The sequence below is a fragment of the Streptomyces sp. NPDC058576 genome (assembly GCF_042718715.1).
In the GTDB taxonomy this organism is placed as follows: Bacteria; Actinomycetota; Actinomycetes; order Streptomycetales; family Streptomycetaceae; genus Streptomyces.
This window is the reverse complement of sequence record NZ_JBHXPF010000003.1, coordinates 192,074-204,015: the sequence shown is the minus strand read 5'-3', so window position 1 is coordinate 204,015 and position 11,942 is coordinate 192,074. Positions and strand designations below refer to the sequence as shown.

At 73.7% G+C, this 11,942-nt stretch carries 9 protein-coding genes; 6 read left to right on the top strand and 3 right to left on the bottom strand.

Translation table 11 applies throughout. The annotated features are described in order from the left end of the window. Positions 1–161: 161 nt before the first annotated feature. Positions 162–1,409, top strand: coding sequence for an ROK family protein (locus ACFWRV_RS03870; protein WP_384327724.1), 1,248 nt, complete (start codon positions 162–164; stop codon positions 1,407–1,409). A 33-nt stretch (positions 1,410–1,442) separates the two neighbouring features. Here ACFWRV_RS03870 and xylA read toward each other — a convergent pair whose 3' ends face one another. Further along, positions 1,443–2,609: a xylose isomerase gene (xylA, locus tag ACFWRV_RS03865; RefSeq protein WP_384327721.1), complete on the bottom strand. Its 1,167-nt coding sequence runs from the start codon at positions 2,607–2,609 to the stop codon at positions 1,443–1,445. 244 nt (positions 2,610–2,853) lie between these two features. On the opposite strand from xylA, the gene xylB reads away from it, so the two are divergent. Further along, a complete protein-coding gene (xylB, locus tag ACFWRV_RS03860; RefSeq protein ID WP_384327718.1) occupies positions 2,854–4,338 on the top strand; it encodes a xylulokinase in 1,485 nt (494 codons plus the stop codon). Here the strand turns inward: xylB and ACFWRV_RS03855 are convergent. Next, positions 4,289–5,494: a macrolide family glycosyltransferase gene (locus tag ACFWRV_RS03855; protein ID WP_384327995.1), complete on the bottom strand. Its 1,206-nt coding sequence runs from the start codon at positions 5,492–5,494 to the stop codon at positions 4,289–4,291. The genes xylB and ACFWRV_RS03855 overlap by 50 nt on opposite strands. A gap of 86 nt (positions 5,495–5,580) precedes the next feature. Then, positions 5,581–7,200: a ribosomal protection-like ABC-F family protein gene (gene abc-f / locus ACFWRV_RS03850; RefSeq protein ID WP_384327715.1), complete on the bottom strand. Its 1,620-nt coding sequence runs from the start codon at positions 7,198–7,200 to the stop codon at positions 5,581–5,583. A gap of 153 nt (positions 7,201–7,353) precedes the next feature. Between abc-f and ACFWRV_RS03845 the strand changes: the two genes are divergently transcribed. The 4 genes from ACFWRV_RS03845 (at position 7,354) to ACFWRV_RS03830 (ending at position 11,847) form a co-directional block, all read left to right on the top strand. Next, positions 7,354–7,977, top strand: coding sequence for a TetR/AcrR family transcriptional regulator (locus ACFWRV_RS03845; RefSeq protein WP_384327712.1), 624 nt, complete (start codon positions 7,354–7,356; stop codon positions 7,975–7,977). Positions 7,978–8,233: 256 nt separating this feature from the next. Next, entirely contained in the window at positions 8,234–9,814 is a 1,581-nt protein-coding gene (locus tag ACFWRV_RS03840; protein ID WP_384327709.1) for an aspartate:alanine exchanger family transporter, read from the top strand. Between the two features lie 61 nt (positions 9,815–9,875). Further along, positions 9,876–10,355, top strand: a complete 480-nt coding sequence (locus ACFWRV_RS03835; protein ID WP_384327706.1) for a hypothetical protein — start codon at positions 9,876–9,878, stop codon at positions 10,353–10,355. Between the two features lie 124 nt (positions 10,356–10,479). Further along, a complete protein-coding gene (locus ACFWRV_RS03830; protein ID WP_384327703.1) occupies positions 10,480–11,847 on the top strand; it encodes a cytochrome P450 in 1,368 nt (455 codons plus the stop codon). The last annotated feature ends 95 nt before the right edge of the window (positions 11,848–11,942 follow it).

The following is an 11,942-nucleotide window of genomic DNA, read 5'->3' as shown; positions in this document are numbered from 1 at the left end:
CTCATCTACCCCCCCCCCCCCCCAAACCCAATCTTCGCGGGGTGGGGGGGGTTGTTTTTTTTTAAAACCCCCCGGCCCGGGCCGGGGGGGGGGGGGGGGGCCCCGCCCCCCCCGCGGCCGCCCCCTGCCGTGACCGCCCATCGCATAGGCTCGGCGACGATATGAAGAGCATCCTCACTCCGCTGGGGCCCAAGGCCGACAAGGACACCGTGCGACGGCACAATCTGAGCCTGGTACTGCGCGCCGTGCGGGACGAGGGCGAGCGCGGCGACGCGACCCGGGCCGGGGTGGCCGCCCGGGTCGGGCTGACCCGGGCCGCGGTGTCCTCGCTCGTCGAGCAGCTGATGGACAGCGGGTTCCTCACCGAGTCGGGCAAGACGTTCAGCGGTCAGGCCGGCCGTCCCGGCACCGCGCTCAAGGTGGCCCGCACCGGTCCTGCCGGGCTCGGTGTGGAGATCAACATCGATTACGTCTCGGTCTGTGTGGTGGACCTGGCGGGGACCGGCCGGGTCCGGCAGACCGAGCACCTCGACAACCGGGGCGCACCCGCCGAGGAGGCCCTGGCCCGGGCTGCCCGGATCGCCGCGCGGACCCTGGAGTCGGCGTACGAGCAGGAGTTGCGGCCGGTGGGCGCGGCCCTGGCGCTGCCGGGTCTCGTCTCCGGGGGGTCGGTGCGGCAGGCGCCCAACCTCGGCTGGAACGAGGTCCCGGCGCAGGCGCTGTTCGGCGACGCCCTGGCCGCCCTGAGCCCCGGCCACCCGGCGCTGCCGGTCGCCTCGGAGAACGAGGCCAATCTCGCGGCGCTGGCCGAGCTGTGGTTCGGCGGCCTCCAGGACGTGCGCAGCTTCCTGTATCTGACCGGGGAGATCGGGGTCGGCGGCGCACTCGTCCTGAACGGCGAACTGCTGCGCGGCGCCCACGGTTTCGCGGGGGAGATCGGCCATGTGGTGGTGGACCCGGCGGGGCCGGAGTGCCGGTGCGGGTCACGGGGGTGCCTGGAGCAGTACGCCGGACAGGCGGCGCTGCTGCGGGCGGCCGGAATCGACGCCCTCGGCGGCGCCTCGGGGGTGCTGGAGCTGGAGCGGCGTGCGGAGGCCGGGGACCCGGGTGCGGTGACCGCGATCGGTGAGGCGGGGCGGATGCTGGGCCGGGTGCTGTCGGGGGCGGTGAATCTCATCGACCCGGACGCGGTGGTGCTCGGCGGGATCTACCGGGGCCTGATGCCGTGGCTGGCGCCGCCCGCCGACGAGGAGCTGACGGGCCGGGTGGTGTCGGGGCTCTGGTCCCCCGGCAGCGGCCGGCTCCGGGCCTCGTCGGTGGCGGGCGACGCGGCGCGGGGCGCGGCGGCGCTCGTGGTGCAGGACGTGCTGAACGATCCGGTGGCGTACGCGGAGCCGTCGGGCGGGTGAGCCGGGGCCGGGCGCCCCGGCTCACCCATCGCGTCAGCGGACGGCGAGCAGGTGGTCCATGGCGAGCTGGTCCAGCGCCTCGAAGGCCATACCGCGTGCCGCGGCGGCGTCCACGTCGAAGTCCTCGTACGCGGTGCGGTCGGCGAGCAGGCTCGCCAGGCCCTCGCCGGCGGTGGGGCGTGCCAGTTCGTCCAGGCGGGACGCGCGCAGGGCAGCCCGCACGTCGGGGTCGGCGCGGAAGGCGGCGGCCCGCTCCTTGAGGATGAGGTAGTTGCGCATACAGCCCGCCGCCGAGGCCCAGACGCCGTCGTAGTCCTCGGTGCGCGGGGGCTTGAAGTCGAAGTGGCGCGGGCCTTCGTAGCCGCTCTCCAGCAGGTCGACGAGCCAGAACGCCTGGCGCAGGTCGCCCGCGCCGAAGCGCAGGTCCTGGTCGTACTTGATGCCGGACTGGCCGTTGAGGTCGATGTGGAAGAGCTTGTCCGCCCACATGGCCTGGGCGATGCCGTGCGGGAAGTTGAGCCCGGCCATCTGCTCGTGCCCGGTCTCGGGGTTGACGCCGACCAGCTCGGGGCGCTCCAGGCGCTCGATGAAGGCCAGGGCGTGGCCGATGGTGGGCAGCAGGATGTCGCCGCGCGGCTCGTTGGGCTTGGGCTCGATGGCGAAGCGGAGGTCGTAGCCCTGCTCGGTGACGTACTCGCCGAGCAGGTCGAAGGCTTCCTTCATCCGGTGGAGGGCGAGGCGTACGTCCTTGGCTCCACCGGATTCCGCGCCCTCACGGCCGCCCCAGGCCACGAAGGTGGTGGCGCCCAGCTCGACGGCGAGGTCGATGTTGCGCAGGGTCTTGCGGAGTGCGTAGCGGCGTACGTCCCGGTCGTTGGCGGTGAACCCGCCGTCCTTGAAGACGGGGTGGGTGAAGAGGTTCGTCGTCACCATGGGCACGACGAGTCCGCTGCTGTCGACGGCCTGCCGGAAGCGCTTGACGATCCTCTCGCGCTCGGTCTCCGGCGCGCCGAAGGGGATCAGGTCGTCGTCGTGGAAGGTCACGCCCCAGGCGCCCAGCTCCGCGAGCCGCCGCACCGACTCGACGGGGTCGATGGCCGCGCGGGTCGCGTCGCCGAAGGGGTCCCGGCCCTGCCAGCCCACGGTCCACAGACCGAAACTGAACTTGTCCTCCGGGGTGGGGGTGAAGCGTTCCGTCATGGTCCGACCGCCTTCGCCTGCCGTCGGGACGCCCGGCGACGAGCCTGGCACCCCTATTTGTTCAGTGTCATGACTAATCAAGCACACGGCACCCCGGGCACGGAACCCCCCTGCCGGACGGAGCGCTATCGGCCCCCTGTGCAGAGGGCCACGCATCCCGTAATTTGTTCGTGCCGCAGCCCAATGATCAGCACCCGTCGACCCGGATCCGTTGACCGCACCCGCAGCGCGAAAGAGGCTCCTCATGCCGTCACCCGCCGTCGTCATCGGCGTGGACAGTTCGACCCAGTCCACCAAAGCCGCCTTCATCGACGCCGGGACCGGCGAGCAGCTCGCCGTGGGGCGCGCGCCGCACGTGGTCACCGGCGAGGCCGGGGCCCGGATGAGCGATCCGGAGATCTGGTGGCAGGCCCTGTGCGAGGCGGTGGCAGCCGGGCTGAAGGAGTCCGGCCTCCCCGCCCGCTCGGTCACCGGCATCGCGGTGGCGGGGCAGCAGCACGGGCTCGTCGTGCTCGACCGCGCGGGCCGGCCGCTGCGCCCCGCGCTCCTGTGGAACGACACCCGCTCCGCGCCGCAGGCCGCCGCGCTCACCGCGGCGCTCGGCGGTCCCGGGGCCTGGACGGCGCGGACCGGATCCGTACCGGTGGCGTCCATCACCGCCTCCAAGTGGCAGTGGCTGCGCGAGAGCGACCCCGCGAGCGCCGCGAACGCGGCGGGGGTCCGGCTCCCCCACGACTTCCTGACCGAGCGCCTCGCGGGAGTCGCCGCCACCGACCCGGGGGACGCCTCGGGCAGCGGATGGTTCTCGACGGCGACCGGCGGCTACGACCCCGAACTGCTGGAGCTCCTCGGCCTCGACGCGGCCCTGCTGCCGGAGGTCGCGCCCACCGGGGCCACCCGGATCGGCTCCCTCACCGAAGCGGCGGCGCAGGCGCTCGGGCTGCCCGCGGGGATCGCGGTGGCGGCCGGCACCGGCGACAACATGAGCGCCGCCGTCGGCCTCGGGCTGGGCGGCGAGGGCCTGTTGGACCACCCGGCCCTCAGCCTCGGCACCTCCGGCACGGTGTTCGCCGCGTCCCGCACCCGGCCCGCGTCCACCGCGCTGAACGGGTTCGCCGCCGCCGACGGTACGTACCTCCCGCTGGCCTGCACCCTCAACTGCACGCTCGCCGTGGACAAGGTGGCCGCCCTGCTCGGCCTGGACCGCGAGGACGCGGCGCCCGGCGGCGAGGCGGTCCTCCTCCCGTACCTGGACGGCGAACGGACCCCCGACCTGCCGACCGCCTCCGGCCTGCTGACCGGGCTGCGCCACGACACGACCGGGCGGCAACTGCTGGGCGCGGCCTACGAGGGCGCGGCCGTCACCGTACTGCGGGCCATGGACGAGCTGCTGGCGGCCTGTGGCCTCGATCCGGACGCACCCGAGGTGGCCGCCCGCCCGCTGCGCCTGATCGGCGGCGGGGCCCAGGGCCGGATGTGGGTGGAGACGGTGCGCCGGCTCTCCGGCCGCCCGCTCGTCATCCCGGGCAGCGGGGAGCTGGTCGCCCTCGGCGCGGCGGCACTCGCCGCCTCGGCCGCGGGCGGGGGTGACCCGGTGGCGCTGGCGACCGCCTGGCAGGCGTCGGGGACGGACCGTCAGCTGCCGCCGGTGGAACGGGACACGGAGACCTGGGGGCGGGTCACCTCGGTCCTCGGGCGCGCGTCCGGTCCTCTGCTCGGTGGTCCCTGACACCCCCGGGGGCGAGCATGTCCTCGATGAGGCCGACGGCGCGCGGGATGCCGCCCTCGCTCCGGGCCTCGGCGCGCAACTGTGCGGACCGGCGGGCGGTTTCGGGGTCGGCGACCAGTTCGCCCAGGGCCGCTCGCAGGGTCTCGGCCGTGGCGTCCGGGGTGTCGATGCGGCGGGCCACCCCCAGCTCCACCAGCCGGTCCGCGTTCATGAACTGTTCGGCACCCTGGGGTACGGCGATCATCGGGACGCCCGCGAGGAGTCCGTCGCCGCAGCCGCCCATTCCGGCGTGGGTGACGAAGGCGTCCGCCTGTTCCAGAATCGCCCGCTGCGGGACCCAGGAGTGCAGCTCGACGTTGGGCGGGATGTCGCCGAGCTCGCGCGGGTCGGTGTACTTGCCGATCTGGAGCACGACATGCCAGCCGGGCAGGTTCCCGTACGCCGCGATGCACTGGCGGTAGAAATCCGGCCGGTGGGTGTACGCCGAGCCGAGGGAGACCAGCAGGACGTTCTCCGCGCCCTCCGGCCGGGTCCACCGGTCGGAGTCGGCGCGGGCGTCGAAGCAGGGTCCGACGAAGGTCACCGTCTCGCTGTCGACCTTGTCGGCGTTGGGCTGCATGGCCCTGGGGATCAGCGCGAGGGCCCGCGCGGGAGGGCCGGAGAAGGCGTCCACGTCGAGGGTGGCCGCTCCGCAGCCGGCGAGCCAGTGCGCGAACTTCTCCCGGTACGCGGTGGCGCCGGGCAGTGCCCGCAGGTGCGCCGCGACGTCGTTCTCGTACCCCTCCCAGGCGACGAACGTCGGGGACAGCTGCATGAGGGGCCGTCCCTGCGATTCGGCGAGGGCGCGTGCGGCGTAGGCGCCGATGTCGTAGAGGTACAGGTCCGCCGGATCGTGGTCGTAGGCGGTGCGCAACTGGGGCAGCGCCTGGACGGCATCGTCGAGGAAGAGGTTCATCGCGGCGACGGGATCGGCGGGCCAGTTGTTGTCGGCGACCGGCAGCAGTGTGGTGCAGGGGACGAAGTCGGCGCCGGTGGCCTTGATCAGGTCCGCTCTGGCCGGGTCGTTGGCGTAGGTGACCCGGTGGCCGCGGGCCACCAGCTCACGGATGATGCCGAGGCCGGGCAGGACGTGGCTGACGATCGGGGCGCCGATCATCGCGATGTGGGAGCGGCGTCGGGACAGGCGGGACAAGAGTGATCACTCGCTTCGGGTAGGGGTGCGGAGGAAGACCGGAGGACGTCTCAGTCCCTGAGCGCGGGCACGCGGGCGGCCCGCAGGGCCAGCTGAGTGCCTCGCCAGCGCCGCCGGAGCGACCGGTCGTGGCTGACGAGGACGACGGTGCCCGCGAAACCGGCCAGGGCGGCCTCCAGTTCCTCGGCGAGGGCGGGCGAGAGGTGGTTGGTGGGCTCGTCGAGCAGCAGGACGTCGGCGGGCCGGTCGACCAGCCGCGCCAGGGCGAGCCGCTGCCGCTGGCCGGTGGAGAGCCGTGCGACGGGCACCGACAGGCGGGTGCGGTCGAACAGCCCGAGGCTCAGGAGCCGTTCGGCGTGTTCGTCCGCCTCCCCCGGCAGGCCCCGGGCGTAGGCGGCCAGCAGGGTCTCGTGCGCCGAACCGGGTGCCGGGTCCTGCGGGAGGAAGCCGATCCGGCCGCGCCTGATGACCTGCCCGCGATCGGGGGGCAGATCGTCGGCGAGGACGCGCAGCAGGGTGCTCTTGCCCGCGCCGTTCGCGCCCGTGATCAGCAGGTGCTCGCCCGCCCGGACCGTCAGGTCGATCGGGTCGAGCCGGCCGTCGACCACGACTCCGAGGGCGTCGAGCACGGTGCCGTGCCGCTGTCCGGCGCGCAGCACGGGCGCGAAGCTCAGCGGGTCCGGAGGGGCCGGGACCGGTTGGGCCAGCAGGCGGTGCAGCCGTTCCTCGGCGTTGCGGACGCGGGCGGCCAAGGACTGCTGCACGCGGGCGCCCGCCTGGTTGTAGGAGAGCTTGTCGCCGTCCTTCATCGGCCGGCCGGGGGCAACCCGCCGGGCGGTGCCCGCGATCGAGTCCCGCGTCCGGTCGACCTGCTCGCGCCACCGCTCGTGGTGCTGGACCCAGCGCCGGCGCGCCGCCGCCTTCTCCGCGAGGTAGCCGGCGTAGCCGTTGCCGTACCGGACGACGCCGTGCCGGTCTCCGTCCACCTCCAGAAGGCTCGTGGCGACCTGTTCGAGGAAACGCCGGTCGTGGGAGACGACCACGGTGGTGCCCCGTCGGCTTCGCAGGTGTTCCTCCAGCCAGCTCAGGGCGGCCTCGTCCAGATGGTTGGTCGGCTCGTCGAGGAGCAGCACCTCGGGGGCCGCCGCCAGCACCGCGGCGAGACGCAGCCGGGCCCGCTCGCCGCCGGAGAGCTCCCCCATGGCCGAGGCACGGTCCACCTGCCGCAGACCGAGTCCGTGCAGGGCTCGCTCCAGCCGGGCGTCGGCGTCGTAGCCGCCGCGCAGCTCGAAGGCCGCGACGGCCTCGCCGTACGCGTCGATCGCCGGCTCGTCGCCGTCGGCCATCGCCGCCTCTAGGCGGCGCATCCGGGCTTCGATGGCACGGAGATCGCCCAGCGCCCGGTCGATCACCTGCTGCGCCGTCATATCGGCCGGCAGGTGCTCGTCCTGGGCGAGGTAGCCGACGCCGCCGTCGGCCCGCACGACGATCCGCCCCTGGTCGGGGCTCTCCCGCCCGGCGAGCAACCGCAGCAGGGTGGTCTTGCCGGACCCGTTCTCGCCGACGATGCCGGTGCGCTCGCCCTTCGCGAGCGAGCAGGTCACGGAGTCGAGAACGGGCCTGCCGTCGAAGGCCTTGCTGACGGCGAGTGCGGTGATCTGGGTAGGCATACGGGCGACTCCGAAGCTGTCGTGGACGAAGCGGTGGCGGTGGACCGCGAGGCCGGGGGAAAGCTTCGGAAGAACATCGGCGACTCCACTAGTGCGACAACTGTTGCTTTAAGATGGTGCCATGACCACCGCCACCGGGCAACCGGATTACCGATGACCCCGCCGCCGGACAGCCCGCCGGACCGCCGGCCGGGCGGCCGCACCGCGCGCATCCGGGCCCAGGTGCTCGACGCGGTCCGCACCGAACTCGGCGAACACGGCTACGAGGGGCTCACGGTGGAGGGTGTCGCGGCCCGCGCCGGCGTGCACCGGGCGACGGTGTACCGGCGCTGGCAGGACGTGGGCGGCCTGCTCGCCGACGTTCTCGACGCGGCGGGCGAGGACGACTGGGCGCCACCGGACACGGGCTCCCTGCGCGGCGATCTGACGGCCCTCAACCAGCAGATCCAGGACTCCCTGGTCGTACGGCCGTCGATCCCCCAGGCCCTGATGGCGGCCTCGTTCCGCTCCACGCGGGCGGCCGACGCCCAGCAGCGGCTGTGGGAGGACCGGTACGCACGCTGCGAGGCCGTCGTCGAGCGCGCCGTCGAACGCGGCGAACTCCCGCCGCACACGGACGCCCGGCGGTTGCTGATCGCCGCCACCGCGCCGCTCTACCATCAGCTGGTACTCCTGCGGACCGCGCCCGATCCGGGGATGCCCGCCGACGCCGCGAACACGGCGGCCCTGGCCGCCGCGGCCGGCGCGTTCACCCGTGCGGCGCCGGGCGCCCCCTAGGGCAGGCCCACCAGCCCCCGGCCGCGACCGGCAGCCGCCGCCGTCACGTCGCCCCCTTCACGCAGCAGCGCGATGACGTCCTCACTGTGCCGGTTCCAGCGGTCGGCGCCGGCAGGCGGGATGCATCCCCCCGGCCGAAGCGCCGCAGGGCGTCTGACGGTCCCACCGGCGCTCCGCCGAGTGGCGGCCGCCCCGGACCTCGAAGATCCTGGCCCCCGACGAGGGGCGGATCTTCGAGGTCGGGGAGGCACGGCCGGTGTGGCAGTTCTTCGCGGACAACCCGTGGGTGGCGGTGTTCGCCGTGATCGCGGTCGGCTCCCTGCTCGGCATGGCGCGTTTCGGCCCGGTCCGGCTCGGCGCGGCCGGGGTCCTGTTCGCCGGCCTCCTCGTCGGGGCGCTGGACGAGGACATCGCCGCCGCCGTACCGGCCGGGGTCTCGGCGCTGGGCCTGGCGCTGTACGTGTACACCGTCGGCCTGGAGTCGGGCCCCGCGTTCTTCCGTGAACTGCGCGGCCAGCTCCCCGTGATGGCCGGATCCGTGGTGGCCCTGGCGCTCACCGCCGCGGTGGTCGGATACGTCGGGCACAGCGGGTTCGGCATCGACGGGCCGTTCCTCGCGGGCGGCTACGCGGGCATCGGGACCACCACCCCGGGCCTCGCCGCCGCCCAGGAGGCCTCCGAGGACCCGACGCAGCCCGCCGTGGGCTACGCGATCGGCTACCCGCTCGCCGTCGTCATCACGATCCTGTTCGTCTCGGCGATCGCGGCCCGCCGCCGCTGGACCGCCCGCCGGGACCCGGACTCGGGGCTGCCGTCCGCACTCGTCACCCGTACGGTCCAGGTGGCCCGGGAGCTGCGCTGGGCGGACGTTCCCGGCGCCGCCGCGCACCGGGTGCTGGCCAGTGAGTACCGTCCCGCCGCCGGCGTCACCCGGGTCGCCCGGGAACTGGACCGCCTCTCCCCCGCCGACCAGGTCGTCCTGGTCGGCGGCGAGGACGACGTACGGGCGGCGACGGACGCGCTCGGGGCCCTCGCGCCGAGCCATCTGCTGGACGACCGCAGTGCGGTGGACTACCGGCGGGTCCTGCTCACCAACCCGGACCTGGCCGGGCGCACCGTCGCCGAGCTGGGGCTCGGCGAGACGTACGGGGCCCTCGTCAGCCGGGTGCGGCGCGGCGACTTCGACATGCTCGCCCACGACGATCTGCTGCTCCAGCTGGATGACCGGGTGCGGGTGGTCATGCCGCGCGAACGGACGGGCGAGGTCACCGCGTACCTCGGGGACACCGAGGCGAAGGTGAGCGAGGTCAGCGCGGTCAGTCTGGGCCTCGGTCTCGCACTGGGCTTCCTCATCGGCATCCCCTCCCTCACCCTGGGGTCCACCACGCTCGCCCTGGGCACGGGGGCCGGGCCGCTGGTGATGGGCATGCTCCTCGGCCGGCAGCGGCGCACCGGACCGCTCGTCTGGACCCTGCCGACCCGGGCCAACCTGACCCTGCGCCAGATCGGGCTGCTGCTCTTCCTCGCCGTCGTGGGACTCACCTCGGGCTACGCGTTCCGCGAGAACGCCTTCTCGCTGTTCGGGCTGAAGCTGGTGGCGGTCCTGGCGATCGGCGCGGTCGTCAGCTACACCCTGATGGTCCTGGTCGCGAAGGCGCTGGGGCAGAGCCGGGAGCGGACCATGGGGCTGCTGTCGGGCTATGTCGGCAACCCGGCGATCGTGGCGTACGCCAACAGCCGGGCGAGCGACAGCCGGATCAACAACGGCTACTCGACGCTGTTCGCGCTCGCCATCCTGGTCAAGATCGTCTGCATCCAGCTGATCGTCGGCCTCTGACCCCTACGGTCGGACCCGGACCTACGCTGGACCCTTCACCGGGCGCGGCGGAGGAGACGGGATGAGCGCGACGACGACGTACGTACGGTTCCAGAGCACCGAGCGCGATCGGCGGGGCGTCTTCACCGGGATCTTCGGGCTGGCCAACGGACTGGCGCGGGAGGGCCGTCTGACCGCGGAGCAGCACCGCTTCTGGCGAGCCGGCAACGACTGGTACGACGCCGCTTACACCGATCCCTCGCTCGTCGACCCGGCGGTGTACGACCCCGGCGTGAATCCGGGGGCCGCCGCCTGGTTCAAGACGTCGGCGACCCACCTGCTGGACCGGATCCCGGGCTATCTCGCGCTGCTGGCCGCGCACGGGGTGCCGTGCGAGCGACTGGAGTCGACCGATCCCGGCAGGGTCGTGTACGAGGACGACGTCCAGATCGTCGTGGTGCCCCGGCCAGGCTGCGCACCCGGAGCAGCGGCGGAAGGCGGCGCAGTAAACACGCAGAGGTGCGCGGTGTCGCGGGTCAGCGACAACTCGGTTATTCCGTAGGGCTGATGACGGCTTCCGGCCACGCCCCGCCGGTGCCCTGGTGGAGTGCCGCCCCCATCCTGTTCGATGGGGCTCGAACGATTGCGCGCCGGCAGTGGCGCGCCCCAGGGAGCGGAGTCCTTCGATGTCCACGCAGACCGGCCCGGCGCTCGACGCCCAGCCTCGCGGCCATGCGTTCACCCCGGGGCCCAAGGGGCTGCCGCTGGTGGGGAATCTGCCGCAGTTCGGGAAGAACCCTCTCGCGTTCTTCGAACTCCTGCGCGGGCGGGGGGACATGGTGCGCTGGCGGTTCGGCCGCAACCGGTGCGTGTTCCTCGCCGACCCCGACTGCATAGGCGAGTTGCTCACCGAGACGGAGCACACCTTCGACCAGCCGAAGCTCGGTATCGCGTTCCGCACGGTGCTGGGCAACGGGATGATCGTGGCGCGGGGCCGGGACTGGCGGCGGAAGCGCTCGCTGGTGCAGCCCTCGGTGCGGCCCAAGCAGGTGAAGTCGTACGCGGCCACGATGGCCGACTGCGCGGTGGAGCTGGCGGACCGCTGGTCGGACGGCCAACAGGTCGACGTCAAGCGGGAGATGGCCGCGCTGACGCAGGAGATCGCCGTGCGCACGATCTTCGGGGTGGACACCCCGGCGGACTCCGAGGCGATGGGCCGGGCGATGGACGTCGCCCAGATGGAGATCGGCAAGGAGTTCGCCGGGCTCGGCGCACTGCTCCCCGACTGGGTGCCGACGCCGGGCCGGGCGCGCATCAGGAAGGCCGCCGCCGTCATCGACGCCGAGGTGGGCCGGGTCGTCGCCCGGCACCGGGACGGCGAGGAGGAACGCCCGGATCTGCTCAGCCGGTTGCTCACCGCCGTCGACGAGAGCGGGACGCACCTCAGCGACGACGAGATCCGCGACGAGGCGGTCACGCTCTACATCGGCGGTCACGAGACGACGAGTACGACGCTGGTGTGGGCGTGGTATCTGCTCGCCCGCAACCCCCGGGTCCGCGACACGCTCGCCGAGGAGCTGGACCGGGTGCTCGGCGACCGCGAGCCCGGCTTCGAGGACTACGCCCAGCTGACGTACGCCCAGGCCGTGGTGAAGGAGACCCTGCGGCTGTACCCGGCGGTCTGGCTGATCACCGGCGTCGCGAAGGAAGGGGCGACGATCGGGGGCCTGCCCATCGAGGAGGGGACCCGGGTGTGGAGCAGCCAGTGGGCCACGCACCGCGACGCGCGGTGGTTCCCCGAGCCGGAGGAGTTCCGGCCGGAGCGCTGGGACGCGGAGGGCGGCGACGAGATCCCGGAGTACGCGTGGTTCCCGTTCGGCGGCGGGCCCCGGGTCTGCATCGGTACGCGCTTCGCGATGGTGGAGTCCGTCCTCCTGCTGGCCGTGTTGGCCCGCCGCTTCACGCTGGACGTCGACCCGGGCGAGATCACGCCGGCGACGGGCCTGACGCTCCAGCCGGACCGCGATGTCCTGGCGACGGTCCGGGCGCGGTAGCGGGACGGCCGAGACGCCACCGGTGCCCGGCGCCTCTCACGAGGGGCCGGGCACCGGACGGTTCTCAGGACGGGCCGTGCGCCGGGCCGTTCTCC